The organism is Halomonas sp. TD01, from assembly GCF_923868895.1.
GTDB lineage: Bacteria > Pseudomonadota > Gammaproteobacteria > Pseudomonadales > Halomonadaceae > Vreelandella.
Window position 1 is genome coordinate 1,886,795 of the sequence record NZ_OV350343.1, and the last position, 25,902, is coordinate 1,912,696.

The following is a 25,902-nucleotide window of genomic DNA, read 5'->3' on the forward strand; positions in this document are numbered from 1 at the left end:
AGACTAAGGAGAGGCATTATGAGTTCGATTCGGTTAACCCAATATAGTCACGGTGCAGGTTGTGGCTGCAAAATTGCTCCAGATGTGCTGGATGGAATTCTTGCTAAAGCAGGGCCTGCCGCGGGTCACAAACGGCTCATTGTAGGTAATCAGGGGCGTGAAGACGCTGCGGTGTATGATTTGGGTGATGGCCGCGGCATGATCGCGACCACCGATTTCTTTATGCCGATTGTCGATGATCCCTTCGATTTTGGCCGTATTGCTGCCACTAACGCTATTAGCGATGTGTATGCCATGGGCGGCACGCCGGTCATGGCATTGGGCATTTTAGGTTGGCCGCTGGATAAGCTCAGCGCTGAAATTGCGGGTGATGTTGTTGCAGGAGCCCAAGCTGTTTGTCGTGAGCTGGGCGTCGCGTTAGCAGGCGGACACTCGATTGACGCCCCAGAGCCGATGTTTGGTTTGGCGGTCAACGGTTTAGTCGATTTGGCGCATTTAAAACTCAACAGCCAGGCGAAACCTGATGATCTGTTATTCCTAACCAAACCACTGGGTGTGGGGCTATTAACTACGGCTGAAAAGCGCGGCTTGCTCGAAGCCGGGCACCAAGGCCTTGCCCGAGAAACGATGCTCAAGCCCAATCATATTGGCGTTGAGTTGGCGAAGGTGAAAGGCGTTAACGCCATGACGGATGTTACGGGGTTTGGCCTTGCTGGGCACCTATCGGAAATGTGCAGCGCAAGCGGTGTGATGGCGCAGATCGATTTTCGCCGCTTACCCCGTTTAGCCGAAGCTGAAGCTTACCGTCGGCAGGGCGCTGTCCCCGGAGGCTCACTGCGCAACCGCGACGCCTTAGGTAAATCGTTGCCTGTTATGGACGATGCCCACTGGCAATGGCTTTGCGATCCTCAGACGTCGGGCGGTTTGTTGATTAGCGTCGATCCTGCCTGGGAAGATGACGTAGAACGTATTGGCCGTGAGAACGGTATTAACTTGGTACCGTTTGGCACCATGAAGGCTGCACAGGGCGACGTTTTGATTGAGGTTATTGGATGACCCTAGCCACTGTTCCGGCAACATTAAACTTAATCGCGGAAGAAACGCCGTTGATTGATGTGCGCGCCCCGATTGAGTTTGCCCAGGGCAGTTTGCCTGGCGCGGTTAACTTGCCGTTAATGGTTGATGATGAGCGCCACCAAGTGGGCATTGCATATAAGCAGCTGGGGCAGCAGGCGGCCATCGGGTTGGGTGAGCGCTTAGTTAGCGGTGAAGCTAAGCAAGCACGCGTTGACGCGTGGGAGGCGTACGTAGCGCGCCAGCCAGAAGCTATTATCTACTGTTTTCGTGGAGGGCTACGTTCGCAAATTGCGCAGCAGTGGCTAGCCGAAACAGGTATTAACAGGCCGCGTATTGAGGGTGGCTGGAAAGCGGTGCGTCATCGGCTATGTCAGCGGATTGATGAGGCCGCCAGTCAGCCGATGTTGGTCGTTGCAGGACTGACAGGCTGTGCCAAAACGACGCTTATTAACCAATTGAGTAACGGCATTGATCTAGAGGCCTTTGCCAACCATAAAGGATCGGCCTTTGGCCGACAGCCAGAAGAACCGACGCCACAAATTGATTTTGAACACGCCTTGGCCAAACGCTTAATCGGGCTGACAGGTAAACTGGTAGTAGAGGATGAGTCGCGACAAATCGGTAATGCTAATATTCCGCTTACTTTTTGGCATGCCTTACAGCGTGCGCCGCGAATACGCATTGAGATGCCTCTGGATTGGCGTTTAGAGCAGTTGCGCCGTGACTATATCGAAGCACTTGAACAGAGCTACACCGCCCGTTACGGCCAGCAAGAGGGCTGGCAGCGCATGCAGCGCCAATTAGCCAATGCCTTGGAGCGTTTGGCTAAGCGGCTAGGAAATGCCCGTTTGCAGCGTCTGCAGCGATTACAGTGCATGGCCTTTGATGCCCATGCGCTAGGTAATATTCAGGCTCACGAGGCATGGCTTGCACCGCTGTTAACGGAATATTACGACCCACTTTATCGCTATCATCTTGAAAAGCAGCGGGATAGCCGTCCTACCGAGCTGCACGTTGGCGATTGGGATAGCTGTTTAGAAGCCGCTAAGCAATGGAGCGCTTAGCGGCGTTTTATGCGCCAATAGTTGATGCAGGGGCCTATGCCGCTTTCAGCCATTGGGTCATCACGCGGTCTAGCAGCGGTGCTAACTTATGAAAACGACTAGCGTCTTCTAGGATCTGTTCATTGGTTTGTAGAAAACGCCCTGTTGCGTTATTTTTTGGCTGTGGTCGGTCGTCTGCATCGAGCAGTAGTGAGACGCTGGAAGCAGTCGCCTCAAAATGGCACAGTAAGCCGATGACACGCCCAGCGTCCCATGAAAACCCTTGTAGTGGTGCCGCCGCACTGCCGCCTAGCGGTAGTGCATTGTCCGGTAAGCTAAACACGAAGCGATGCCACATAAACGCCTCAAACTGTTCGGGTAAGTCAAAGGCGCTTTCTGGGGCCTGTGTTATTTGGTGCCAGCCAATTTCAGGGTAAGTGCCTGGCGCGATGACAGCGTCTAGCGCTTGCGCTATCCACAGTGCTCCCAAGCCAATGCCCAGTATTGGTTTTTGACCATCCAGATAGCGATTAATCAGCTTTCGCTCGGCTTTAAACCAGTCGGGTGGATCATTTACTAGCGGCTCAGGGCCATCCAGTATAATGATCGCATCGCACTCACCCGGTCGTGGGGTTAGCTCGCCCGCATAAAGATGAAAAACGGTGTAACTATGGCCCATACTCTCAAGCCAGTCAGTTAGACGAGCGGGACCATGGTCAGGGCCGTGCTGTAGCAGATGGATATGCATGGTAATCTCCTCGCCGGCCGATGTTAACAACGCGACAGGGATCTCCTGTCGCGTTTGTGCGACGATAACGTATCGCGTTCATTTCACCAATATTGTGACCCAGGAAATCAGCATGGTGGCTAAACCCCTAGGATTTTATCAGCGGCTTCAACAATTGCCGTTGCCCGCCCAGCAAGCGTTTATGGCAGCTCTTTGTGAACGCCTGCTACCTAACTACGCTTTGTATCAACAAACCACGGGTCTAGGTGACGAGCATACGCTGCGTACCGTGCTGAGCTTGGTATGGGAGCGTCTAAACGTTCCGAATGCTAGTATCGACTTTGCTCGGCAAGCGGAAAAGCTGGCTGAGTGCGAACCCCCAGAAGGTGATGAGAGCTTTGGAGCGCGCCGAGCGTTAGACGCCGTCGTATCGGTATCCGCGTTGCTAGATACGCTGCAGGGCGAATCACCTGAAGCAGTGCTGGATGTCAGCCGCACCTCGCGAGCGGGCGTTCGCGCTTTTATCGAGCTGACCGAAGGTGAGGAAGATGCTCAGGTGCTTGCGCTGATTATTCGCGACCATCCATTGATGGCCGACGAAAACGATTTCCAGGATGCTGTTTTGGACGCCGTGAGCGAGCCAATTAATAAAACCTCCCTAAAAGAGATTCGTCAGTTAGGGCGTAATAACGGCATCAGTAATCTTGGTTTAACCTTAGACGAAGGCGGGGAGTAACTGGCTAAGCCGGTTAAAACCGCAGGCCCGCCGTCACCATCATGCCGGCGGTGCCGAAGATAATGAGATCTGATTCTACACGCCCCCATTGCACGCCAATGCTAGGTAGCAGCGCAGGCGCTATGCCTAAATGATTAAAGGGGATCTTGTCGCGGTACTCACCTTTATAGCCGCGCAGTAGCCCACCTGTCAGCTTGGCTCGTACGTTGACCCCTTCAGAAAATTGCCAAAGAGGAAACTCTCGGCCTGCATAGAAGTACCAAGTAGGCTGATCGAAGGAGTTTTTAAACCATGCCGCCCCAGTTAGCCAGCGGTCAGGGTTGTGTAACTCAATACTGACTAGCTTTTGCTGATTGATGTGCTCCGGGTCTGGGTCGAAGTGACGTGTTAACAGGCTGGTTTGCACCAATGTGTGGTCGAGTTCTAAGGTGGGCGGCCAATCTGGCAAAGAAAAGGCTGAGACGGTTGTGCTCAGCCAAAAAATTGCTAGCCCTCCCAGCCATTGGTAATAATGTGGCATGTAATGCTCCTGAAAAAGGGCTCGTTTCTATAAGATCCCGTTAGAGGCGCATTTCGATGCCCCGTTCCGCCATATAGCGTTTTGCTTCTGGTATCGTGTATTCACCAAAGTGAAAGATACTCGCCGCCAGTACCGCATCGGCACCACCTTTGAGTACGCCGTCCACTAAGTGATCCAAGTTTCCTACACCGCCAGAGGCAATCACCGGCACGCTGACGGCTTCAGAAATAGCGTAGGTAACGCCCAGGTCGAAGCCCACTTTAGTACCGTCTCGATCCATACTGGTTAACAGTAGCTCGCCTGCGCCAAATTCCACCATCTTTTTGGCCCATTCGACGGCATCTAAGCCCGTCGGCCGACGTCCGCCGTGGGTGAAGATTTCCCAGCGCGGAGGCTCTCCTTCTTTGGACACCTTCTTAGCGTCAATCGCCACCACGATACATTGGCTGCCAAAGCGCTCAGCGGCCTCGCGAACAAACTCTGGATTGGTAACCGCGGCGGTATTGATCGAGACTTTATCGGCCCCTGCATTCAGCATGGTGCGAATATCATCGCAACTGCGGATACCGCCCCCAACGGTGAGAGGAATAAACACTTCACCGGCGATGCGCTCTACCATGTCGACTGTGGTGTCACGGTTTTCGTGGCTGGCGGTAATGTCGAGGAAGGTGATTTCATCGGCACCCTGCTGGTTGTAACGCTGGGCGATTTCAACGGGGTCACCTGCATCACGGATGCCAACAAAGTTAACGCCTTTCACCACACGCCCGGCATCGACATCTAAGCAAGGAATAATACGTTTCGCTAAGCTCATTCGTTGCCTCCGCTAAGCTGGTCGCTCAAACGCTGGGCTTCTGCCACATCCAGGCTGCCCTCGTAGATAGCGCGGCCTGTAATCGCGCCTAAAATGCCGCTATTGGCGACATCACATAGCGCACGAATATCATCTAGATTGGTGACACCGCCAGAGGCGATTACGGGTAAGCCGCCTTCACGAGCTAGCGCAGCAGTGGCGTCCACATTGACGCCTTGCATCATGCCGTCACGGGCAATGTCGGTATAAACAATGCTGGAAACGCCGTCATTGGCAAAGCGCTTGGCGAGTTCGGTCGCTTTCAGGGTGGACACTTCAGCCCAGCCGTCGGTGGCCACATAGCCATCTTTAGCATCCAGGCCAACAATAATATGGCCTGGGAATGCACGGCACATCTCGCCCACAAAATCCGGTTCTTTAACCGCTTTTGTACCAATAATGACGTAAGAAACCCCTGCATTTAGGTAATGCTCAATGGTGTCTGCCGAGCGAATGCCGCCGCCAATTTGAATGGGCAGGTTAGGGTAGGCGCGTGCTATTGCAGTCACTGCATCGCCGTTCACCGGTTTGCCTTCAAATGCGCCGTTTAGGTCAACTAGGTGCAGGCGGCGAGCCCCTGCTTCTACCCAGCGGGCGGCCATGGCAACGGGGTCATCGCCGTAGGACGTCGCATCTTCCATGCGGCCTTGTTTCAAGCGCACACACTGGCCGTCTTTGAGATCAATCGCGGGAATTACCAACATAGTGAAACCTCTCAGGGCGTCCAGGTGACAAAATTTTCTAGCAGGCGAAGGCCCGCACGGGAGCTTTTTTCAGGGTGGAACTGTACGGCGAAGGTGGCATCGCGGCCAATCGCCACGTGGGCGCAAACCTTGCCGTACTGAGTGGTACCAAACACTTGGGCATCGTCAGCTGCATTGACGTAGTAGCTGTGCACAAAATAGAAGTGTTCGTTATCGTCAATGCCTGCCCACAGCGGGTGATCGTGATGCTGTGCCACGAGATTCCAACCCATGTGCGGCACTTTTAAACGCTGTTCGTAATCATCACGCATATTGGCCGGAAAACGGTCGACGCTGCCATGGAAAAAGCCTAGGCAGTCTACGCCGCCATTCTCTTCGCTGCGTTCCATCAGCATTTGTTGACCCACGCAAATGCCCAACAGCGGCTTGGCCTGGCGGGTAAGAATATCGTCGACTAAACCACGTAGCTCGGTACGTTCGAGCTCGCCCACACAGTCTCGGATAGCCCCCTGGCCCGGTAGCACCAAGCGTGTTGCGCCTAAAATACGCCGAGGGTCGCGGGTAATAATCACATTTTCGTGGGTGACGTGCTCAAGCGCTTTTGCCACAGAGTGCAGGTTGCCCATTCCATAATCGATTACCGCGATGGTCATAAAGCGCTCCTTGTTATCGTTAGCGAGCTACCACTGGCTGTAATACTCGGCATTATAGGCTTCCTTTAGTGGACGGCATCTGCCCCGCCATTCTTGGGTCTTCTGCCACTGCCATGCGTAGCGCGCGCCCAAACGCTTTAAAAATAGTCTCAGCCTGATGGTGAGCATTAAAGCCTTTTACATTGTCGATATGCAGTGTGACACGAGCATGGTTGACGAAGCCTTGGAAAAACTCCCAAAACAGTTGGGTGTCCATGCGGCCAATAGTATCGCGGGTGAAGTCGACATTCATATACAGGCCTGGGCGGCCGGAAAAATCGATAACCACCCGCGAAAGCGCTTCATCAAGGGGTACATAGGCATGTCCGTAGCGGTAAATGCCGCGTTTATCGCCGATTGCTTGGTGAAACGCTTGGCCCAGAGTAATGCCTAGATCTTCGACCGTATGGTGATCATCAATGTGTAGGTCGCCTTTTGCGTCAATGTCGAGATCCACCATCCCATGACGAGCCACTTGATCAAGCATATGATCAAGAAACGGAACGCCGGTGTCACTGCGGAGGCGGCCTTCGCCGTCAAGGTTGACGCTGACCGTAATCTGCGTTTCGTTGGTGTCACGGCTTACCGTGGCAATACGCGCTGACATGTTGCATCTCCTGCGCTGATGCGCACTCTGAGGGGTGTTGGTGGAATGTTATCACCGCTGGATCAAGGCATAACCTGTGGCCAAAGCGACCATTATAGTGAATCGGCGCCCCCATCCGCTACAATGCGCGAAAGGTAGCCGCCTTTGCTGGCGGTAGAATAGCAGCCTTGCTGCTTTGGCAAAGAGGATTTCACCATGCCGGTGACATTGCATTACGTCGACCAGGCCCGTTGGGAAGCAGAAGAGCAGGTGCGTATTGACCTAATACGCATTTATGAAGATGCGCCCAAAGAGCGTATGCCTACACCAACGGTCACCCCTTTTATTGAGCAACATTTAAAAGGACAGCACTTTTTTGCCTGCGCACATTTTAACGATCGGCTGCTCGGTGCCGTAGCAGTAAAAGAAACAGCTGACCGCGCGTGGTGGCTCTCAGAGCTGTGCGTGCGTAAACCCACCCGGCGGCGCGGTGTAGGTACGCGATTAATGGCACTGTTAGGTGAACAGGCAAAACAAGAAGGGCGTGTGCTGCGCATCGAAACGTCGTCGCTGCCGTTAGCGGATCGAGTACTGCTATCCAAGCTCGGTTATCGACCCATAGCCAATGAACCATCCTCACAGCCGGGTGCACCCATCACCAGTGATTTTGTTGAGCTAAACCCAAAAGGAAAAGGGTAATGAATCAGCTACTACGTATTTTGCTGGCCGCGGTAGGTATTTTAGCGATCGTTGCCGTTGCTGCAGTGGTGTATGTCACCACCTTTCTTGATCCAGAAGACTTCAAGCCCCGGCTAACCGCTGTGGTAGAAGAGCAAACCGGCCTGAACCTAGCGTTGGAAGGCCCTATCACGTGGTCGTTTTATCCGCGTATCGGGGTCAGTGTTGAGCAGGCAAGAGCATGGTTGCCAGAGCAAGCCCAGGACGAAATTGCGTTTGCCGCCATTGATCGAGCCGAAGTTAGCGTGGCCTTTGCCCCTCTATTACGGGGCGAAATTGCTGTTGATGGCTTAACCCTGGACGGTATGCGCTTAAACCTTGAGAAGAATGAACAAGGTGAAGGTAATTGGCAGGCATTACTAGAGCGTCTCGCTGAACAGGGTAACGAAACAGCAGAAACGGTTCTGGCACCGGCAAGTGCTGGTCCCAACGCAGATGCTGGTAATTTGTCGGTGGTGCTGAACATTGCCAGCGTGGAAGTGAAGAATGCTGATATCCGCTTCCGTGATGAGCAAAGCCAAGCGCTTTGGCGAGTGCAGCCGCTCAATATTTCAGGCACCAACGTCAATCCTTTGCGCTCTTTCCCCCTAAAAACCATGTTTACGCTAACTAAGCATAACCGCTTAGATGCAGAGGTATTGGAGCGCACGCCTGACCTAATCAGTGAAGTGAATCTTGAAACCCGCCTTCGTTTAGGTTTAAAAGATGAGCAACTAATTTTTGAAAGTACACAGCTAACGACCCGTACGCGTCGTTCTGGAGAAAGCGACCCGCAGCAGCTTAGCCTTAAAGCAGCGGAAATAGTTGCCCGAATGGGTGAGCAACAACTTACGATTCGCGAGGGTGTTGTTGACGCGGGTTTACGTCATCCAGACAATTGGCAGGGTAGCCTTGCGCTCTCGTTGGCATTTGGCTTGGAAAGTGACTTTGCGGCACAAACTGCTCAGCTTAAAGATGCTCAATTAACTGGGCCAGATGGGCTACGGGTCAGTGGGCATCTCAATGTGGAGCAACTACTAGACGCCCCTCAGTACAGCGGCCAACTCACGGCAGCTCCTTTTACACTGCGTCCATGGCTGTCGCGGATGGGGATGACGCTGAATACAGCCAACGAAGCTGCGCTAAGTGATGTGGCGATGACCAGTCCCATTGAAGGTGACATGGCAAGTATCACACTTCCGCGTCTTTCCTTGGTGGTTGATGACAGTACCTTCACGGGTAATGTTTCCGCCGCGTTGGACGGTACTCAATTAGCCTTCAATCTGGAAGGCGACCAGCTAAATATTGATCATTATCTGCCTGGACCCGAAACAGCTCAGCAAGCTAGCCGAGGCTTACTGCGCAGAGCCTTTGCTCAAACCGATGGGGCGCTATTGCCTCAGGCATGGCTTAGCACGCTATCGCTAGAGGGTGACCTAAGCGTCGACCAACTTATGTTGGCCGGATTGACGTTCGATGATACCTCGCTAAGTTTGCGCGGAGAGAAGGGAGCGCACCAACTGACGGCCTTTGAGTCGCGCTTCTATGGAGGTGAACTTAATTCGACAGGCCGTCTTGATGCCACCGCAGAGGTGCTCGAATGGCAACTCTCCCCACGTATCAGTGATGTTCAGGTAGCACCGCTCATCGAAACCTTTAGTGAGGAGGCGTCACCGCTGCGAGGCCGCTTTAACCTAGAAGGAGCGCTGACGACTCAGGGCAATCGCCGTGATGTGCTCACCAGCAATCTTAACGGCGAGCTAAATGCGCAGCTGAACGACGGAGCTATTCTACAAACGAATATCTCTCAGCAAATGTGTGAGGTAGTGGCGCAGCTGGAGGGCGAAGGGACCCTACGCGAGTGGGAGCCTGATACGCGCTTTGAGCGGTTTGACGCGACCTTCCAAGTGCGCAATGGTGTAGTGAAAAGCGACGATTTGCTTATCACCCTTCCCGGCATTGATGTGCAGGGCAAAGGCGACTTCAATCTCAATACGCTAAATTTCACCACTGAAGCGAATGCTAAGTTGGTCGACACCGCTGACGCTGCCTGTAGCGTGAATCCGCGTTTAGAGCAGTTGCCGCTTCCGGTTCGCTGCGAAGGTCATGTAAGCGACGATAAAACCCAGTGGTGCCGATTTGATCGTTTGGCTTTCCAAACAGCGGTGATAGACCTGCTAAGTAATGAAGCAGGCAGCCGCGTTGAAGAAGAGCTGGAAGAACGGCTGGGCGATTCACTGGATCGAATTGATGAGCGCCTGGGAGAAGGCGCTGGTCAGGAACTTCGTGAGGGGATTCGTCGTCTATTTAACTGAGCATTCATGCATGTTTTGAACCGATACAATAAGTGCGCGCCGGCCTTACCGCCGGCGCTTTTTTGCGTGTTAGCCAGCCATATAGCATGGCCAGCTGACGGCTAATCGCAGGGTGCCGTTTTACTGTTTAAGGAAATCCTATGGCCGACATGCCAACGCCGTGTCTGGCGGCGGAAGAGTTTCAACGCCGTTTGCTTACCTGGTTCGACCAGTATGGTCGGCATGACTTACCTTGGCAGTCGCCCCGCAGCGCCTACCGGGTATGGGTATCTGAAATTATGCTCCAACAAACCCAAGTCACCACGGTCATTCCCTACTTCGAACGCTTTATGGCACGCTTCCCTACGTTAGAAGTGCTGGCCAATGCGCCCCAGGACGACGTACTGCACCTATGGACAGGGCTTGGCTACTACGCCCGTGCTCGTAATCTGCATAAAGCGGCCCAAATGGCGTTAGCGTCCCATGGCGGCGAATTGCCCACAGATAGCGTCGAGTCGTTGATGGCGTTGCCAGGTATAGGCCGTTCCACGGCTGGCGCGATCATCGCGCAAAGTTCTGGTCAGCAGGCGGCGATTTTAGACGGCAACGTAAAGCGGTCACTGACCCGCTTGCACGCCATTGCCGGCTGGCCAGGCAAGCCAGCGGTAGAGCGCTCATTGTGGGCGCTGGCTGAGTATTACACACCTGATACCCGTCTTGCCGACTATACCCAAGCCATCATGGATTTCGGCGCCACGCTATGTAAACGCAGCAAGCCTGATTGTCTGATCTGTCCGTTTAACGACGTATGTTGTGCCTACGCCCAAGGTGAGCCGCAACGCTTTCCCGAGTCCAAACCTAAAAAAGCCTTGCCCACGCGTGAAACCGTTATGCTAATGCTGCGGGATAGGCAAGGGCGGGTTTGGTTAGAGCAACGGCCACCCAGCGGACTATGGGGAGGCCTATGGAGCCTGCCCCAATTTGAACGCCATAGTGAGCTAAACGATTGGCTAGCCGATCATGTGGCTTCCCCTGAACGCCATGCACCACTGCCCAGCTTTACCCACACGTTTAGCCATTTTCGCCTATCGATTACGCCTCAGCCGGTTAGTTGCGATAGGCTGAATGGCGTAAGAGAAGGCGGCGTATGGTATGACGTTAACGATCCGCCGGCGCTCGGCTTGGCTGCACCGGTTAAATTGCTGCTGAGCCAGCTAACGCCGTTTGCCCTAGATCCAACGCCAGGGCCATCGCGCTAACGTCACTCGCGTTGTCACTTTTATTCGCGCACTGTTATTCAGAAAGGAGTACACCATGAGCAACACCGTTTTCTGCCGTAAGTACCAACAAGAGCTACCCGCTCTGCCGTTTCCACCGTTGCCGGGTAAGCAGGGGCAAGAAATTCAAGCCACGGTGTCTAAACAGGCCTGGGAAGAGTGGCAAGCGCTGCAAACGCGCCTGATTAACGAAAAGCACCTCAATATGCTTGAGCCTGAAGCACGTGCTTACTTAATGGATCAGATGCAACGTTTTCTAGACAACGAAACCACGGACCAAGCCGAAGGATACGTGCCGCCAACCCAGGCTTAAGTGTTTAAGAAGGAGGGCTGCAAAGGGGTGAATCTTGGCGCAGCCCACGGCTGGTGTGGCTTTTGCCCGTTTTTGACCCTGCCAAGAAGTTCCCTAAGCACGTGACTAGAAAGAAAGTTTCACGAAAGTGTTGACGAAAAGCTGAGTTTTTAGTTTAATACGCACCGTTGGCAGCGGCCAGATAGCTCAGTTGGTAGAGCAGGGGATTGAAAATCCCCGTGTCGGCGGTTCGATTCCGTCTCTGGCCACCAAACGTTGGGGTATCGCCAAGTGGTAAGGCACCGGTTTTTGGTATCGGCATTCCCAGGTTCGAATCCTGGTACCCCAGCCATTGCCAACAAGATTTCTTGTTGATTGCAAAGCTTAACAGTGAAGCAATCATATTCTCAAGAAAACGCGAAGCGCCGACATAGCTCAGTTGGTAGAGCAACTGACTTGTAATCAGTAGGTCCCGGGTTCGACTCCTGGTGTCGGCACCACTGAAAAGTGGTTAAAATCAGAGCGTTAGAGAATTAGATTAAGCCGTCCGAAAGGGCGGCTTTTTCGTATGTGTCTATAAAGTGTCTACAGCGTGGGCACTTTCATAACTGAACTGAATGTAAGCGCGTGGCGTATTTGGCACAGGTTAGCGGGATAATTGGCACTGACTAAGCGTTAGCAAGGCAGGTCATGATATGTATGCTCTGTGGCAACTCTGCAGCGAGGACAATGGTAGTACTGGGGATCTTTATTCAAAGGGGTCAGTCTACCTTCCTGTGAACATAACTGGCATATTGCATGCTTCGGGTTATCTTCAGTCACATACTCGTCTTTGAGTTCTAATACAAACCCACCTTGCTGCGTTTCTTTCAATCGATACTGATTGAAGCGTTCTTCCTTGCTTATCTGTTCTCTTAGCTCCCGGTTTTCATCGATCAACTGTTGATACTGCTGCTGCATCTCAAATAAACCAAACTGGGCAGCAGTGAGTTGATCCATTATCTTGCTGATCGCTGTATCGACACGCACTTTATCGTCAACGTCTTTAGCGGCCCGAGCAAGCTCATACGCAGTTTTGAGGCCTGAGCCTATTGCTAGGATATCAACCATTTCTGTGTCCTGTGGTAGTGACTACTAAATCGCTTAAAACAGCCCTGCCGGTTCTGCATCCACATCCCAACTGAAGATCAGAACCTCTTTGGCGTCTGATCCTTTGCCGCCGCCGACGGTGTAGCGGATGTCGGTGGTTTCGATGTGGTAGTCCGCGAAGATCCGGCGGATGTCTGGGCGGTCGTATCGCTCGATGCACGCTTGCCAGCTTAGGTGCTCAATAAAGGTGCTGGCTAAGCGCAGGTGAGCTGCTGACAGTGGTTCTTCCAGGCGCAGCAGGTTTAGCCCTGGAGGTGTGGTGGTGGCGGTGCCAAACGTCTGGCCTTCGATGCGGGCACCGAAGGCATTCTGCTGTAGATAGTAGAAGCGCGCTGCTCGCTGGATATCAGTGAGCGTTTCCGGGCGTGTCATCTTCAGCCACTCGAACACCTGGCGGCTTGAAAGCGCCCACTTGAACTGCCTGACGAACTCTTCCAGGTGGTTTTGAACGATACGGTATAGGTTCACTAGATCACCGTTAACATCGTTGAGCACTTCCACCTCGGCTGGAGAGGGGCGCAGGAAGAACAGCGCGGCCCCTTTCGACTACGGTGTCACCTGTGTGGTGCCTGCAATTGCGGCATATACCCAGCTCTATCCGCAATGCAAGGTCGATGCCACGCTGAGTGATCAGAAAGTCGATCTGATGTCGGAAGACATCGAACTTGCTATTCGCGTTGGTTGGCTAACCGAGCCAAGCGTACAAGCGAGGAAAATAGGCTCTTTCCGGCAGTTGTTGGTTGCATCACCAAATCTTGAGAAACAGGTGGCGCAGCTCTCCCAGCCTGAAGAACTACTAGATTTTCCGTTTATTGCTAATAAAGCGTTGCCTCATCCGTTGCAGTGGGATTTTTCTCTAAATGAGGGTGGGAGTCGATCCATCCTCATGCGGGCCTCTATCTTTCTCGATGCGACGCTGGCGGTACGCGAAGCGTTGTACGCTGGTGCGGGGATATCGGTATTACCGGATTATGCTAGTGCAGGTGACCTCGCGGCTGGATGCCTTATACATATTTTGCCCTAGTGGAGCTTGCTCTCAGGTGGCATACATGTCGTTTTTCCATTAGCACGTTTTCGCCCTGCGAAAGTGCGCGCTTTTGTCGACATCCTGGCGCATAGAGAGCAGCAGCGGCAGGAGGGCACTTTCATTAAGTGAGCTTGTCACCAAGCCGATGACTAATAAAGATGTACGGCCTCAAACACTGCTACTGGTTTGCCATTGGCGTTTTTAAGCGACAGGGTGCCGCCGTTTACTTGCCAGGCGTCTACTTGCTGAAGTGTGCTGAGCAGTGCCTGTTCATTGCGCATTTGCGTGTCAGGGCAAGCCATCATTGTGGTGCCAACTTGTTCAAACGCTATCCGTTTGCCTTCAACACGGTAACTGCCAATCAAGGTATTGCAGCCAGTTGAGCCTGCTAGTCGTGTTTTTTCTTCATGGAGCACAAGGTGAGGTTCGCGATAGTTGTCAGCGGTGGTAATAGGCTGATTTTCAAGCGTGACCAGTTTCCAATACGTATTGGTTAGCGTTTCGTCAGGCTTGACTGCTTGGTGAATCGCTGAATGCGATTGGCATCCATTGGCAAGCAGTATGGCCATAGTCGATGCGATGATGGATAGTTTTTTCATAAAGCGTTTCTCTAGGTTTCTCATTGTAAAATAGTAATCGGGTTATTAATGTTTTGCTACCTTATCTTATGTCTGATGCTTTGTTATCAAACATTAATCAGATCAGGTTTTATTGTTTTATGTATAAATTAAACGTTGTGCCTTTGCTTTGTTTCTACTTGATTCCCCTTTCTGTTTGGCTAACCTAAAGTGACTTGAGCGATAAAGGCTTTTATATAGTGATCAAATACTATGATGGCTAAAAAGTGCTGAGTTGTGTTTGCCATTTTATTAAGGAATCAAAACTCTAATGTAAGGAATATGAGTTTTATCGAGTGGTTATAAGTTAAGGAGAATTGCACGATGTTCCATCACTCTGGAAAATTACAGTATCCCGTTAAAGTGGATAAGCCAAACCCTGAGTTCGCCATGTTGCTACAACAAGCAATTGGCGGCGTTGAAGGAGAAATTCGAGTAGCCATGCAGTATTTTTTTTAGGCTATGGGAGCGAGAGGCGATGATCGAATTCGCGATATGCTGATGTCAACCGCTACCGAAGAGCTTTCCCACATTGAAATGTTGGGACATGCCGTCGCGCTTAACCTGGAGGGAGCGCCGGTATCGTATCAAGAGGCGACGGCGAAAGACCCTGTTATGAACGCGATTATTGGTGGGGCGAATCCGCGACATTTGCTTTCATCGGGGCTTTCCGCGATGCCGGTTAACGCCAACGGCGTTCCCTTTGATATGAGCCATGTTTATGCCACGGGCAATATTGCTGCTGATATGATGGCGAACGTGGCAGCGGAAGCGGGTGGTCGAGTGTTGGCGTCACGGCTGTATAACTGGACCGACGACCATGGTATGAAGGACTTTCTTTCCTTTCTGATTGCCCGAGATACTTATCATCAGCAACAGTGGCTGGCTGTGATCGAGGAGTTGGGGGGCTTCGAGAAGCAACTGCCTATTCCCAAAGCCACGCCGGAAGACAACGAAGCGACACAACATTCGTATTACTACCTGAATACGTTGTTAGATAAAAAAGCCCCAGAAGGCCGCTGGTCAAATGGCCCATCGTTGGATGGACGTAGTAAATATAGTGTGCGCGATCAGCCTGAACCTGAAGGGCAGGAGCCTAGTCTAGGTAAGGCGAAAGCGAATTCGGGTGCGCAGATAGAACAGATTGACTCTGGCAAGTAAGCTTCGCGCAACGCCTTAATGGCGGCAACTGAGAAAATCTAGGATCCATTATCTATCTAAATTATAACCCTGGCAGGGCTTGCTAGGGTTTTTTTATGATAGGGACAGTGTTATTTAATGTAGCCCGAAAGTTGTGTGCTTATGTTTAAGAGTTATTGGGGGATGTGGCGGAAGTTTTCTGTTACCAACGTGGGTTGTGATGATGGGTAAAATATATAGCGTGATGATCTTGCTCATAATATATGGTTGATGTTGTTGCTAATTTTTGTAAGCACGTTTTTTATTAAAGCAGTTAATGAGGAGGGGTTGTTTTTTAACAAATGTCAATGTTTGATTTTTTTTAATATGTTTTCGGGTTTAAGTTATAAAAGTACCTTGTTTAATTATTGATCATTGACTATATTTTTCTTTGCGCAACTGTTTTAATTATTTTTAGACTGTACTTTTTGACTGGAGTGCACAGTTTTTGTCTAACTACAATGGAGTGTAGAGATGAAAGGGCTTACTGCAGATCGAGTTCCCCTGGCGAACGACATAAGTCGTAAAAGCAAGCTTGGAAGCTTAAGCAATCACGGGGCGTGTATCAACATAGCGCAGGTGCTGGGGTTGTATGGCGAGATGGGGGAGGAGTCTCTTAACTCGCTGTCAAAAATACGCCAGAAGCCTGTAGAGCTAAAGAAAAACCAACAGGTTTTCTCTGTATGCGAAGGTCGTGCTGATATTTTTGTTATAAAAGAGGGGTGGGCAAGTTTATCTCATGCAACAAATTCACGTGGGCAGGATGTTTGTAATATTTTTATGCCTGGCGATATTATTGGTATGCGTGAAAGCTTTTTTGAAAGTCGTGATATTATTATTTTTCCTATTACCAATTGTGAGCTTATAAAGGTTTCTGGTGATCATCTTCATGCGCTTTGTAAAGAAAACGAGGAAGTTAGGAAAGCAATTACATCTTACGTCATGGTGAATGATAATATTACGATAGAGCGTCTCAGAAGCTGTACGCATCATCGATCGGTGGAAAGGGTTGCGCATTTTTTACTTGAAGTTTATGCGCGATTTAAATTCAAAGGGCTTTTGGAAGGTAATGTTTTTGATTTTCCTGTCACGCAGGAAACTGTTGGAGAACTTTTAGGAATGACTAGTGTTCACGTTAGTCGCTGTATGACTGCACTTGAGCAAAAAAAGTTTATTCGTAAAACTCGTAGTAGTGTCAAACTTTTAAAACCCGAAGAAATGGCAAAAAACACAGGTTTTGATAGTGACTTTATTTATGGGCATATTTGTCTTGGCTAGTTTTTAAGAGCCATTGCTAGAGCTTAATTGCTAAGGCTTAAAGAGATTTCATAACACACGTTATAAAGTAGAGCTTATGGGTTGCAAGGGCTAGTCATTTGACTACCCTATTGATGGTGTTATGTACAAGTGAATGTTAGTACATGTTTTTATTGATCTGAAATTTAATCATACAAGGAGTGGATTAGATGACAGTCAGCAACAACCCTCTTAATACCGTCACTGCCCATAAGCAATACTGTGAAATGATGGATATACCGTCGGCACAGCGCGAAACGGTGCAGGATGAGTACCCAACGCGCCTAGCATCGGCGCCAGCTTCGCTAACCCTGCCGCGTCGTGATGCGGTGGTTAAAGGTCGGGATTTAACAGGACCGTTATCTCAAGAACAGCTTGATGAGTTTGAACGCAAAGGGTTTCTGTTTATTCCAAACCTGATTTCGGGCGAAGAGCTGGAGGCACTTTGCCATGAAATGACGTTGTTGATGAGCAATGATGCTTATCGTGATCAAGAATTCAGCGTTACCGAGCCAGAAAGCCACAACATTCGCTCGCTGTTTGCGGTGCACAGGCTTTCGGAGCGTTTAGGTCAACTGGCCATAGACGAGCGCTTAGCGGGGGCTGCCCGGCAGATTATCGGCGGTGACCCTTACGTGCACCAGTCGCGAATTAATTATAAGCCTGGCTTTGCCGGGAAAGGGTTTAATTGGCACTCCGACTTTGAGACGTGGCACGCGGAAGACGGTATGCCGAATATGCACGCCGTTAGCGCCTCACTGATCTTGACCGACAACCATGAGTTCAATGGCCCGCTCATGCTAATCCCTGGCTCTCATCTGGAATTCGTGCCCTGCTTAGGGGAAACACCGGAGGATAACCACAAAAGCTCGCTTAAAGCACAGGAGATTGGTGTGCCCAGCTCTGAAGCGCTGACTCAGTTAGTAGCAAAGCATGGTATTGAAGCGCCAAAAGGTAAAGCAGGTGGTTTGCTACTGTTTGATTGCAACACGCTACATGCGTCTAATGCCAATTTGTCGCCTGATCCCCGTAGCAACGTGTTCTTTGTGTTTAATCGTCCGGATAATCGTTGTGTTGAACCGTTTGCTGCTCCAAGTCAGCGTCCTAGCTTTTTGGCGCATAGGCCTGATGATCGCTGGACGCCCGACGCATAATCTAACGTATCACTAGTGGTATGTATGAAATGCTGTAGAAGAGATTGTGGAACATATGCATAGCTGGGGTAGACTGTTGCGCCTGTCGTTGCGAATGCGGCACGCATAATGAGAAGGAGAAGACCCGCCATGCGTTTTGTTCCACAGTTCACCGATGGTCAGGAGTTTCCCCACGCGTTGGGCAAAGTCGTCTGCGTCGGCCGCAACTATGCCGACCATGCCAAGGAATTGGATAATCCGGTTCCCAATGAGCCACTGTTATTTATGAAACCCGCCACCAGCGTGGTGGACTTGACTAAACCACTTGATCCGCCGTTTTCACGAGGCGATGTACATTATGAAGTCGAGCTCGCGCTTTTAGTGGGAGAGACACTGACCCACGCTACTCAAGATGAAGCAGAGCGTGCCATTGTGGGTATTGGCCTAGCGATGGATTTAACGCTTCGTGATGTACAAACCAAGCTGAAAGAGAAAGGGCATCCTTGGGAAATAGCAAAAGCGTTTGATGGTGCTTGCCCGCTATCTCCGTTCTTGCCGCTAAGCCGTGTACCCAATTGGAATGCGTTGGCATTCACCCTTGAGATTGATGGTGAAGAGCGTCAACACGGGGAAGGTGCCGATATGATCTTTGCGATCCCGACGTTGGTGGCGGAGATGAGTCGCCACTTCACGCTAGAGCCGGGCGACGTTATTTTGACAGGTACACCTGCGGGGGTCGGCGAATTGCCCCGTGGAGCCGCGCTGCGTTTAACGTTGACTGGCGGGCTAGAAATCACCACTAGCGTAGTAGAGTAGTGTGATGGCGATGACGCCAAGTAGTTAAATGTAAGCAGTTAAATGTAAGCAGTTAAATGTAAGCAGTTAAGCGAAAGGCCACTGACATTGTCGGTGGCCTTTTCGTCGGTGTGGTTAACGTTCAGTGGCCGCGATGGCTACGCTAGGCTTCCGCTCGCACTATTCTAAATAGGTATAGCCCTCTAGCCCTTCGCTCAGGCTAGCAGCAAACTTTGCCTGCTCTTGGGTCGAAAAGCCGCTAGTGACCAGTTGTTCGGTGAGCTTTTGTTTTAGTACCCGCGCATCAAAATTCACGTAGGCTAGAACATCGGCCACCGTATCGCCTGCCTGTAGGTTAGAAAGCACCCACTCACCATCTTCACCCAGTGCCGCATCGACGGAGTCGGTATCGCCGAATAGGTTGTGCAAGTCGCCGAGAATTTCCTGATAGGCACCTACCAGGAAAAAGCCTAGCCAACGCTCGTCATCGCTTGCCCACTCGGGCAGCGGTAGCGTGCTTTCCACGCCCTGACCATCCACGTAGCTATCAATACGGCCATCTGAGTCGCAGGTAATATCCTGAATGACTGCGCGACGAGTCGGGGGCTGGTCTAGCCCGCTCAACGGTAGGACAGGGAATATCTGTTCGATCCCCCAAACGTCCGGCACCGACTGAAATAATGAGAAGTTAACGAACAGCTTGTCGGCTAGCTTTTCAGCCAGTTCGTCCATAATTTCTCGGTGAGCGCGATTACGGGTATCGAGTTGACCGCGTAGGCGGGAGCAGGCCGCCATATAAAGCCGTTCGCCTTCGGCGCGGGCATTGATATCACTTAAACCCATTACGAAACGGTCTTGCAATTCACTAACCGCCTGCAAGAGATCATGCCAAGCTTCCACCAGAACACGGGGCTCTTGGCTCTCGGCTAACTGCTCAAAAACCCGCCATAGGGCTTCCACCTGAAGGTCTTCCTGGGAAGAACGCTCTGGAGGCGAATCACTAACGCGCTCTTCGCCAATCACGTTGGTGATCAACACGGCATGGTGAGCCGTTAGCGCGCGGCCTGATTCGCTGATCAGGTGGGGCTGGGGCAGGTCAGCTTCCTGACACAGCTGCGCAAAAGCGCTAACGACGTTACGTGCATACTCCTGCATGGAGTAGTTGGCTGAGCAGTAACTGCGTGAGCGGGTGCCTTCATAGTCGATTCCTAGCCCGCCACCAACATCGACGGTATCAATCGGCGCACCTAGGCTCATCAGGTTTTGGTAAAAACGGGCGCATTCCCGCAGACCACGCTGAATGTCGCGAATATTGGCAATTTGCGAGCCGAGGTGAAAGTGCACTAACTGTAGGCTTTCTAACGCATTTTGAGCGCGCAAGGTCGCTACTACGTCAAGAATTTGGCTGGCTGTCAGACCAAACTTTGACTTTTCGCCACCGGTGTTTTGCCATTTACCCTTACCCACTGAGGCCAGCCGTGCCCGCAAACCAATACGTGGGGTGACTTCCAACTCACGAGCCTCTTCTAATATAAGCTCCAGCTCAGAGAGCTTTTCCACAACCAGGTAAACGCGGTGCCCCAGCTTTTCTCCCAGCAGTGCAAGGCGAACGTACTCACGGTCTTTATAGCCATTGCAGACGATAAGCGAAGAGCCGCCATCAGACAGTGCCAGCACTGCCAAGAGCTCCGGTTTGCTGCCTGCTTCCAGTCCTACACGGCCATTGCCACGCTCGGAAGTAGCGAGTATCTCTTCCACCACGCGGCGCTGCTGATTAACTTTAATCGGATAAACCGCCGTGTAGCCGCCTTGATAGTCGATATCCTGCATCGCGACATCAAACGCACCACACAGCTGCTCTACTCGGTCATGCAGAATGTCACTAAACCTTACTAGCACCGGCAACCGCAGACCCGCAGTTTGCAGTTGACGCACAAGCCCGCTAAGCGGCAGCGCGGGGCCTTCAGCGTCACTGCCTAGCGGACGTACCAGTGCTTGTCCGTGGTCGTCTACATCGAAGTAGCCGCTGCCCCATTGGTCAATATTCCATGTGCGACGGGCGCGTAAGGCCTGGGCGCTGGTGGTCACCGATTCGATCATCAATAAACCTCTGGGAGCGGTAGTGCGCCAAATGCAATGCGCGCTTTTAAAATGGTTCGGAAACGCTCAGGGTCGTGAGGCGTTAGGTCATGAGCAGGTGGATCAACATAAACGACCAGCAGCCGCGATAACCAATACCGCAATGCGGTCATGCGCAGCATGGTAGGCCATAGCTCACGTTCATTCGCGGTGAGAGGGCGGCGTGCCTGGTAAGCGCTAAGAATGGCCTCATAACGCTCAGCGTTCAGCGTGCCATCCTCATTGGTTGCCCAGTCGTTAATGACGATGGCCAGGTCAAATAGCAAATCGCCTGTGCAGCCGTTATAAAAATCGATAATGCCGCCTAGCTGGTCGCCCTCAAACAGCGTGTTGTCACGGAATAAGTCGCCGTGGAGTGCCCCTTGCGGTAGCTCGCCGTGCTGGCTAAAGGCACCTTCAAAGTCATCGACTTCATTTTTCATCAGCGTCTGATCGTCAGGGCTGATATAGGTTAGCACCTTGTGATGCACCGCACGCAGCCAGTGAAGGTCGCGCGGGTTTGGCCGATGGCCAGGAAAACGCTGGGAGACAACATGCAAATGCCCCAGCGTATTGCCCAGTGCTTGGCATTGGGCAAGGTTGGGTGCACTAGGATGCTTGCCTGGTAGGCGTGGAAACAGCAGAGCAGGTTTGCCTGCCAAACTGTGTAGCGCAATACCTTCGCGGTCATGAATAGTGCCGGGCACCGGTAAACGGTGCTCATCCAGGTAATCCAACAACTCGACAAAAAACGGCAGCTCTTCATGTTCGCCCTGTTCAAACAGGGTTAGTACCAGCTCACGACGATCGGTGGTCACAAAAAACGTTGAGTTTTCTGTGCCACCGGCAACGCCTTGTAGCGAAACGAAGCTGCCTACATCAAACTTTTCCAAAAACGCGGCGACCTGAACGTCGCTCAGCGGAGTAAATACAGCCATGAGAATCTCGCCCAGGTTGCTAAGCCCATTATTGTAGCGGCTTGCAGGGTCAGTTGGCAGCGTTGTGTGAGTTTGAAATGCGTTATTCGTAACGGTTGTTTCTGCAGCCATTGGCGTGAACGCGTATCATAGCCAATAGACTTTCTTACTGTGTTGCTAACAATGGAATTGGTTATGGCCCGTGCCCCAATCGTGCTTGTCGATGGCTCCTCGTACCTGTATCGCGCCTTTCACGCGCTGCCACCGTTAACGACCTCCAACGGCCAGCCCACGGGGGCCGTGAAGGGCGTATTGAATATGCTCAAGCGTCTGATCAAAGACTACCCGGAAAGCCCAATGGCAGTGGTGTTTGATGCGCCAGGAAAAACCTTTCGCGATGAGATGTACAGCGAGTATAAAGCTCATCGGCCACCCATGCCGGATGATCTGCGCAGCCAAATTAAACCGCTGCACGCTTGTGTAAAAGCGCTGGGCTTACCGCTTCTGTGCATTGAAGGGGTCGAAGCCGACGATGTGATTGGCACCCTAGCACACCATGCCACCCAGGCGGGTCGTGATGCGGTAATCTCTACCGGCGATAAAGATATGGCGCAGTTAGTGAATGACCACATCACACTGGTCAATACCATGAAAGAAGAAACCCTCGATGAAGCGGGTGTCAAAGAGAAATTTGGGCTACCGCCCTCACTGATCATTGATTTTCTGGCATTGATGGGCGACAAGGTTGATAACATTCCCGGCGTGCCGGGGGTGGGCGAAAAGACCGCCATTGGCCTGCTACAAGGTATGGAAGGCGGTTTAGAAACTATTTACGGTGATCTGGAACGCGTCAAAACACTCAGCTTCCGTGGTGCGAAAACGTTACCGAAGAAGCTGGAAGAGCACCGTGAACAAGCCTTTCTCTCTTACCAATTAGCGACCATTAAGACCGACTGCGAACTCCCCGTGGGTCTGGATGACTTGGATATTGCGCACCCAGACCGCGAAGCCCTGGTGGAACTCTATAAAGAGATGGAGTTTAAGCAGTGGTTGGCTGAACTGCTGGCGGGTAACGACGAGGGTGTTGATGACGTAAAAGGGGGCGAGCCCGCGCCTGATAACATCACTACTGACGCCGCTGAAAGCGCCGTGCCTTCCAGCCAGCGAAATGACCATGTCATCGTTGAGCAAGCTGAGTTCGATGCGTGGTTAGAGCGTTTGAAGCAAGCTGAGCGTTTTTGCTTCGATTTAGAAACCACTAGCCTGAATTATATGGACGCCGACATTGTAGGCGTCGGCTTGGCGCTGGAGGCCGGTGAAGCTGCCTATATTCCACTGGCCCATGACTATCTGGATGCTCCCGCACAGCTTGATCGTCAACAGGTACTGCAGGCATTAAAGCCGCTGCTGGAAGATCCTGAAAAAACCAAAATTGGCCAGAACCTTAAGTACGATATTTCTGTGCTAGCAAACTATGATATTCACGTGGTGGGGCCGCTGGCCGACACCATGCTCGCCTCTTACGTGCTGAATTCCACCGCCACGCGCCACGACATGGATTCGCTGGCGCTGAAGTATTTGGGCGAAAAAACGATCTCCTTCGAGGAGATCGCTGGGAAAGGTGCCAAACAGCTCACGTTTAACCAGATCGCCCTGGAACAGGCGGTTCCTTATGCCTGTGAAGATGTGGATATCACGCTGCGGCTGCAAGAAACGCTCCGCCCTCAGGTGGAACGGGAAGGGCGTTTAGCGGACGTTCTAGATCATCTTGAGCTGCCGCTGATTAACGTGTTGTCGCGGATTGAACGCAATGGCGTGGCACTGGATGCCGAGCGCCTACACGAGCAGAGCCAACAGCTAGAGCGCCGTATTCGTGAGCTTGAAAGCGAAGCATTCGAGTTGGCAGGTCGTGAGTTTAACCTCGGTTCACCCAAACAGCTGGGGCAGATTCTGTTCGAAGAGCAGAAAATTCCGGTGATCAAGAAAACCCCCAAAGGTGCGCCCTCTACCGCAGAGGCGGTGCTAGAAGAGTTGGCGCTGGATTACCCGTTGCCCAAGGTGATTATGCAGCACCGCGGGCTAGCGAAACTTAAGTCCACCTATACTGACAAGCTGCCGCGCCTGCTCAATAAAACTACTGGTCGAGTGCACACTAGCTATCACCAAGCGGTGACGGCGACAGGGCGGCTTTCGTCATCCGATCCCAACCTGCAGAACATCCCGATTCGCACGGAAGAGGGACGCAAAATCCGCCAAGCGTTTGTGGCTCGCCCAGGCTATCGCATTGTGGCGGCAGATTACTCGCAAATTGAGCTGCGCATTATGGCGCACCTCTCAGAAGACAAGGGGCTTTTGAACGCATTTGCGGAAGGGCGCGATATCCACACCGCAACTGCGGCAGAAGTCTTTGGTACCGCGCTTGAAAAAGTCTCTGCCGACCAGCGGCGCAGTGCCAAAGCCATCAACTTTGGGCTGATTTACGGTATGAGCGCCTGGGGCTTATCACGCCAGCTGCATATTGATCGCAACCAGGCGCAAACCTACATCGATCGCTATTTTGACCGTTATCCCGGCGTTGCCCGGTATATGGATCGTATTCGCACCCAAGCTGCGGAAGATGGCTTTGTAGAAACCGTACTAGGGCGGCGGCTGTACTTGCCAGAGATTCACTCGCAAAACCGTAACCGCCGCCAGGGTGCCGAACGCACCGCAATTAACGCGCCTATGCAGGGTACTGCAGCGGATATCATCAAGCAGGCGATGATTGATGTCGATGCATGGCTTGCTGAAGAGGAGTTTGATGCACTCATGGTCATGCAGGTGCACGATGAGCTAGTGTTTGAGGTGGCCGAAGTGCAAGTTGAGGCATTTATTGAGCAGGTGCGGGCGCGTATGCAAGCTGCTGCCACGCTTAGTGTGCCGCTGATTGTTGAAGCCGAAAGCGGCGCCAACTGGGATGAAGCCCACTAGTATTAAGCCCGTTAGGCTAAGTAAGGCTTAAACGTTACGGGCTCGTTACGGGGGATCTAATGCAAAACACCTGCAGCTGAGCTGCAGGTGTTTTTTTAGTTAGGCTTGCGGCTCATGAGTCCTAAGAGCCGTAGAGCCGCAGAACTTAACGCCAGCTTACACGATCAAAAATACGAATCGCTTCTGGGTTGTTTTCACCCAGGATGCTGATGTTGATATCGTCTTTCTCGAAATCACCCCAAGACTCAAGCACCGGGTTTTTCTTGATGCTTTCCACGACGGGGAACTCGTAGTTACGGTCAGCAAGTACTTCCTGAGCTTCGTCAGAGGCTAAGAACTCCAGGAAGCGAATGCCGTTTTCTGCGTTTTGCGCGTTAGCCACTAAGCCTGCGCCGCCAACGTTAACGTGAGTGCCACGATCATCCTGGTTGGGGAAAATCATACCCACTTTGCGTGCGGCTTCGCGATCAGCATCTTCATCGGAATGCAGCATGCGAACGTAGTAATAGTGGTTTGCGACTGCTAAGTCACACTCGCCGCTCGCAACGCCAAGAATCTGATCGGTATCGCCGCCTTCAGGGTCGCGGGCCATGTTATTCACAACCCCCTGGGCCCACTCTTCCGCACCTTCTTCGCCGTGATGCTCAATCATTGAGGCTAGTAGCGACTGGTTATAAATGTTGTTGGAAGAGCGAATGCACACTTGGCCTTCAAACTGCGGATCGGCCAGGTCTTCATAAGAACTGATTTGGCTGGGATCAAAGTTCTCACGGTTGTAGAAAATAACCCGTGCGCGCTGACTAAAGCCAAACCACAGGCCGTCAGGGTGGCGCATTGATTCTGGCAGGCGCTCGTTGAGCACATCAGAGTCTACGCTTTGAAAAAGGCCGTCCTGCTCGGCGCGCCATAGGCGGCCTGCATCAACGGTAAGCATTACGTCAGCAGGGCTAGCAATGCCTTCACGCTGCATGCGCTCCATCAACTGGTCTGAGTCGCCTTCCAGTACATTAACTTCGATGCCGGTCTCTTCAGTGAATGCTTTGTAGAGAATCTCGTCAGAATCGTAATGGCGAGCGGAGTAAATGTTGACCTCGTTAGCGAGCGCGCTACCTGCAAAAGCAGAACCCGCCATGATGGCAGCTACGGTAGCCGTAAGACGTGCTTTTTTCATAACAAATACCCT

Annotated in this window: 24 protein-coding genes, 3 tRNA genes and 1 pseudogene; 16 read left to right on the top strand and 12 right to left on the bottom strand. The window is 52.0% G+C overall.

The genetic code is table 11. The features are described 5' to 3' along the window. Window positions 1–15: 15 nt before the first annotated feature. Together selD and mnmH are read left to right on the top strand one after the other, a co-directional pair. On the top strand, window positions 16–1,056 hold the full coding sequence (selD, locus tag L1X57_RS08670) for a selenide, water dikinase SelD (protein ID WP_409559435.1): 1,041 nt from the start codon (window positions 16–18) through the stop codon (window positions 1,054–1,056). Beyond that, window positions 1,053–2,141 (top strand): tRNA 2-selenouridine(34) synthase MnmH, encoded by a 1,089-nt coding sequence (mnmH, locus tag L1X57_RS08675; RefSeq protein WP_009724914.1) that lies wholly within the window; start codon window positions 1,053–1,055, stop codon window positions 2,139–2,141. Before selD ends, mnmH begins: the two co-directional genes overlap by 4 nt. Before the next feature lie 34 nt (window positions 2,142–2,175). On the opposite strand, the gene L1X57_RS08680 is transcribed toward mnmH, so the two are convergent. Beyond that, entirely contained in the window at window positions 2,176–2,868 is a 693-nt protein-coding gene (locus L1X57_RS08680) for a type 1 glutamine amidotransferase (protein ID WP_009724913.1), read from the bottom strand. Window positions 2,869–2,980: 112 nt separating this feature from the next. Here L1X57_RS08680 and L1X57_RS08685 point away from each other — a divergent pair, with 112 nt between their 5' ends. Continuing rightward, window positions 2,981–3,583 carry a YjaG family protein gene (locus L1X57_RS08685; RefSeq protein WP_009724912.1) on the top strand — a complete coding sequence of 201 codons (603 nt, stop codon included), beginning with the start codon at window positions 2,981–2,983 and terminating at the stop codon, window positions 3,581–3,583. Window positions 3,584–3,596: 13 nt separating this feature from the next. Here L1X57_RS08685 and L1X57_RS08690 read toward each other — a convergent pair whose 3' ends face one another. The 5 genes from L1X57_RS08690 to hisB are packed head-to-tail and all read right to left on the bottom strand — an operon-like array spanning window position 3,597 to window position 6,959. Further along, the gene (locus L1X57_RS08690; protein WP_009724911.1) at window positions 3,597–4,103 is read right to left on the bottom strand and encodes a hypothetical protein; all 507 of its coding nucleotides are present in this window, start codon (window positions 4,101–4,103) and stop codon (window positions 3,597–3,599) included. A 40-nt stretch (window positions 4,104–4,143) separates the two neighbouring features. Continuing rightward, window positions 4,144–4,917: an imidazole glycerol phosphate synthase subunit HisF gene (gene hisF / locus L1X57_RS08695; protein WP_009724910.1), complete on the bottom strand. Its 774-nt coding sequence runs from the start codon at window positions 4,915–4,917 to the stop codon at window positions 4,144–4,146. Beyond that, window positions 4,914–5,660 (bottom strand): 1-(5-phosphoribosyl)-5-[(5-phosphoribosylamino)methylideneamino]imidazole-4-carboxamide isomerase, encoded by a 747-nt coding sequence (gene hisA, locus L1X57_RS08700; RefSeq protein WP_009724909.1) that lies wholly within the window; start codon window positions 5,658–5,660, stop codon window positions 4,914–4,916. The genes hisF and hisA overlap by 4 nt, the downstream gene beginning before the upstream one ends. A gap of 11 nt (window positions 5,661–5,671) precedes the next feature. After that, the gene (gene hisH / locus L1X57_RS08705) at window positions 5,672–6,313 is read right to left on the bottom strand and encodes an imidazole glycerol phosphate synthase subunit HisH (RefSeq protein WP_009724908.1); all 642 of its coding nucleotides are present in this window, start codon (window positions 6,311–6,313) and stop codon (window positions 5,672–5,674) included. Between the two features lie 52 nt (window positions 6,314–6,365). Beyond that, a complete protein-coding gene (gene hisB / locus L1X57_RS08710) occupies window positions 6,366–6,959 on the bottom strand; it encodes an imidazoleglycerol-phosphate dehydratase HisB (RefSeq protein WP_009724907.1) in 594 nt (197 codons plus the stop codon). 195 nt (window positions 6,960–7,154) lie between these two features. Here hisB and L1X57_RS08715 point away from each other — a divergent pair, with 195 nt between their 5' ends. The 7 genes from L1X57_RS08715 (at window position 7,155) to L1X57_RS08745 (ending at window position 12,018) form a co-directional block, all read left to right on the top strand. Next, the gene (locus L1X57_RS08715) at window positions 7,155–7,637 is read left to right on the top strand and encodes a GNAT family N-acetyltransferase (protein ID WP_009724905.1); all 483 of its coding nucleotides are present in this window, start codon (window positions 7,155–7,157) and stop codon (window positions 7,635–7,637) included. After that, window positions 7,637–9,970 (top strand): AsmA family protein, encoded by a 2,334-nt coding sequence (locus tag L1X57_RS08720; protein WP_009724904.1) that lies wholly within the window; start codon window positions 7,637–7,639, stop codon window positions 9,968–9,970. The genes L1X57_RS08715 and L1X57_RS08720 overlap by 1 nt, the downstream gene beginning before the upstream one ends. Window positions 9,971–10,110: 140 nt before the next feature. Next, a complete protein-coding gene (mutY, locus tag L1X57_RS08725) occupies window positions 10,111–11,208 on the top strand; it encodes an A/G-specific adenine glycosylase (protein WP_009724903.1) in 1,098 nt (365 codons plus the stop codon). Window positions 11,209–11,263: 55 nt separating this feature from the next. Beyond that, window positions 11,264–11,539, top strand: coding sequence for an oxidative damage protection protein (locus L1X57_RS08730; protein ID WP_009724902.1), 276 nt, complete (start codon window positions 11,264–11,266; stop codon window positions 11,537–11,539). Between the two features lie 175 nt (window positions 11,540–11,714). Further along, window positions 11,715–11,790, top strand: a tRNA-Phe gene (locus tag L1X57_RS08735). 5 nt (window positions 11,791–11,795) lie between these two features. After that, window positions 11,796–11,870: transfer RNA gene (locus L1X57_RS08740), tRNA-Gln, on the top strand. Window positions 11,871–11,942: 72 nt separating this feature from the next. Beyond that, window positions 11,943–12,018 (top strand) — tRNA-Thr (locus L1X57_RS08745). 175 nt (window positions 12,019–12,193) lie between these two features. Here the strand turns inward: L1X57_RS08745 and L1X57_RS08750 are convergent. Continuing rightward, window positions 12,194–12,628 (bottom strand): hypothetical protein, encoded by a 435-nt coding sequence (locus tag L1X57_RS08750; protein ID WP_009724901.1) that lies wholly within the window; start codon window positions 12,626–12,628, stop codon window positions 12,194–12,196. 33 nt (window positions 12,629–12,661) lie between these two features. Further along, window positions 12,662–13,198, bottom strand: coding sequence for a DNA adenine methylase (locus tag L1X57_RS08755; protein ID WP_326491352.1), 537 nt, complete (start codon window positions 13,196–13,198; stop codon window positions 12,662–12,664). A gap of 31 nt (window positions 13,199–13,229) precedes the next feature. Here L1X57_RS08755 and L1X57_RS08760 point away from each other — a divergent pair, with 31 nt between their 5' ends. Next, on the top strand, window positions 13,230–13,691 hold the full coding sequence (locus L1X57_RS08760; RefSeq protein ID WP_009724899.1) for a substrate binding domain-containing protein: 462 nt from the start codon (window positions 13,230–13,232) through the stop codon (window positions 13,689–13,691). Between the two features lie 152 nt (window positions 13,692–13,843). Here L1X57_RS08760 and L1X57_RS08765 read toward each other — a convergent pair whose 3' ends face one another. After that, window positions 13,844–14,293, bottom strand: a complete 450-nt coding sequence (locus L1X57_RS08765; protein ID WP_009724898.1) for an META domain-containing protein — start codon at window positions 14,291–14,293, stop codon at window positions 13,844–13,846. A gap of 342 nt (window positions 14,294–14,635) precedes the next feature. Between L1X57_RS08765 and L1X57_RS08770 the strand changes: the two are divergent. From L1X57_RS08770 to L1X57_RS08785, 4 genes and pseudogenes are all read left to right on the top strand, one after another. After that, a pseudogene (locus tag L1X57_RS08770) lies at window positions 14,636–15,472 on the top strand (manganese catalase family protein). A 492-nt stretch (window positions 15,473–15,964) separates the two neighbouring features. Further along, window positions 15,965–16,768, top strand: a complete 804-nt coding sequence (locus tag L1X57_RS08775; RefSeq protein ID WP_009724896.1) for a Crp/Fnr family transcriptional regulator — start codon at window positions 15,965–15,967, stop codon at window positions 16,766–16,768. Between the two features lie 188 nt (window positions 16,769–16,956). Further along, the gene (gene thpD / locus L1X57_RS08780) at window positions 16,957–17,940 is read left to right on the top strand and encodes an ectoine hydroxylase (RefSeq protein ID WP_009724895.1); all 984 of its coding nucleotides are present in this window, start codon (window positions 16,957–16,959) and stop codon (window positions 17,938–17,940) included. A gap of 129 nt (window positions 17,941–18,069) precedes the next feature. Next, window positions 18,070–18,735, top strand: coding sequence for a fumarylacetoacetate hydrolase family protein (locus tag L1X57_RS08785; protein ID WP_009724894.1), 666 nt, complete (start codon window positions 18,070–18,072; stop codon window positions 18,733–18,735). A gap of 159 nt (window positions 18,736–18,894) precedes the next feature. Here the strand turns inward: L1X57_RS08785 and speA are convergent, their stop codons facing one another. Both speA and L1X57_RS08795 read right to left on the bottom strand, forming a co-directional pair. Then, a complete protein-coding gene (speA, locus tag L1X57_RS08790; RefSeq protein ID WP_009724893.1) occupies window positions 18,895–20,814 on the bottom strand; it encodes a biosynthetic arginine decarboxylase in 1,920 nt (639 codons plus the stop codon). Next, entirely contained in the window at window positions 20,814–21,770 is a 957-nt protein-coding gene (locus tag L1X57_RS08795) for a homoserine kinase (protein ID WP_039869896.1), read from the bottom strand. The genes speA and L1X57_RS08795 overlap by 1 nt, the downstream gene beginning before the upstream one ends. Window positions 21,771–21,944: 174 nt before the next feature. Here L1X57_RS08795 and polA point away from each other — a divergent pair, with 174 nt between their 5' ends. Beyond that, the gene (polA, locus tag L1X57_RS08800; protein ID WP_009724891.1) at window positions 21,945–24,719 is read left to right on the top strand and encodes a DNA polymerase I; all 2,775 of its coding nucleotides are present in this window, start codon (window positions 21,945–21,947) and stop codon (window positions 24,717–24,719) included. Between the two features lie 145 nt (window positions 24,720–24,864). Here polA and L1X57_RS08805 read toward each other — a convergent pair whose 3' ends face one another. Then, window positions 24,865–25,890: a Fe(3+) ABC transporter substrate-binding protein gene (locus tag L1X57_RS08805; protein WP_009724890.1), complete on the bottom strand. Its 1,026-nt coding sequence runs from the start codon at window positions 25,888–25,890 to the stop codon at window positions 24,865–24,867. Window positions 25,891–25,902: the final 12 nt, after the last annotated feature.

What these genes read in the sequence shown, in the direction of transcription:
- L1X57_RS08785 (WP_009724894.1), top strand. Translation starts at nt 18,070, where the DNA reads ATGCGTTTTGTTCCACAGTTCACCGATGGTCAGGAGTTTCCCCACGCG.
- thpD (WP_009724895.1), top strand. Translation starts at nt 16,957, where the DNA reads ATGACAGTCAGCAACAACCCTCTTAATACCGTCACTGCCCATAAGCAA.
- L1X57_RS08730 (WP_009724902.1), top strand. Translation starts at nt 11,264, where the DNA reads ATGAGCAACACCGTTTTCTGCCGTAAGTACCAACAAGAGCTACCCGCT.
- L1X57_RS08680 (WP_009724913.1), bottom strand. Translation starts at nt 2,868, where the DNA reads ATGCATATCCATCTGCTACAGCACGGCCCTGACCATGGTCCCGCTCGT.
- L1X57_RS08750 (WP_009724901.1), bottom strand. Translation starts at nt 12,628, where the DNA reads ATGGTTGATATCCTAGCAATAGGCTCAGGCCTCAAAACTGCGTATGAG.
- L1X57_RS08690 (WP_009724911.1), bottom strand. Translation starts at nt 4,103, where the DNA reads ATGCCACATTATTACCAATGGCTGGGAGGGCTAGCAATTTTTTGGCTG.
- mutY (WP_009724903.1), top strand. Translation starts at nt 10,111, where the DNA reads ATGGCCGACATGCCAACGCCGTGTCTGGCGGCGGAAGAGTTTCAACGC.
- L1X57_RS08685 (WP_009724912.1), top strand. Translation starts at nt 2,981, where the DNA reads ATGGTGGCTAAACCCCTAGGATTTTATCAGCGGCTTCAACAATTGCCG.
- L1X57_RS08765 (WP_009724898.1), bottom strand. Translation starts at nt 14,293, where the DNA reads ATGAAAAAACTATCCATCATCGCATCGACTATGGCCATACTGCTTGCC.
- mnmH (WP_009724914.1), top strand. Translation starts at nt 1,053, where the DNA reads ATGACCCTAGCCACTGTTCCGGCAACATTAAACTTAATCGCGGAAGAA.
- L1X57_RS08805 (WP_009724890.1), bottom strand. Translation starts at nt 25,890, where the DNA reads ATGAAAAAAGCACGTCTTACGGCTACCGTAGCTGCCATCATGGCGGGT.
- L1X57_RS08775 (WP_009724896.1), top strand. Translation starts at nt 15,965, where the DNA reads ATGAAAGGGCTTACTGCAGATCGAGTTCCCCTGGCGAACGACATAAGT.
- hisH (WP_009724908.1), bottom strand. Translation starts at nt 6,313, where the DNA reads ATGACCATCGCGGTAATCGATTATGGAATGGGCAACCTGCACTCTGTG.
- L1X57_RS08715 (WP_009724905.1), top strand. Translation starts at nt 7,155, where the DNA reads ATGCCGGTGACATTGCATTACGTCGACCAGGCCCGTTGGGAAGCAGAA.
- L1X57_RS08795 (WP_039869896.1), bottom strand. Translation starts at nt 21,770, where the DNA reads ATGGCTGTATTTACTCCGCTGAGCGACGTTCAGGTCGCCGCGTTTTTG.
- hisF (WP_009724910.1), bottom strand. Translation starts at nt 4,917, where the DNA reads ATGAGCTTAGCGAAACGTATTATTCCTTGCTTAGATGTCGATGCCGGG.
- speA (WP_009724893.1), bottom strand. Translation starts at nt 20,814, where the DNA reads ATGATCGAATCGGTGACCACCAGCGCCCAGGCCTTACGCGCCCGTCGC.
- hisA (WP_009724909.1), bottom strand. Translation starts at nt 5,660, where the DNA reads ATGTTGGTAATTCCCGCGATTGATCTCAAAGACGGCCAGTGTGTGCGC.
- hisB (WP_009724907.1), bottom strand. Translation starts at nt 6,959, where the DNA reads ATGTCAGCGCGTATTGCCACGGTAAGCCGTGACACCAACGAAACGCAG.
- polA (WP_009724891.1), top strand. Translation starts at nt 21,945, where the DNA reads ATGGCCCGTGCCCCAATCGTGCTTGTCGATGGCTCCTCGTACCTGTAT.
- L1X57_RS08720 (WP_009724904.1), top strand. Translation starts at nt 7,637, where the DNA reads ATGAATCAGCTACTACGTATTTTGCTGGCCGCGGTAGGTATTTTAGCG.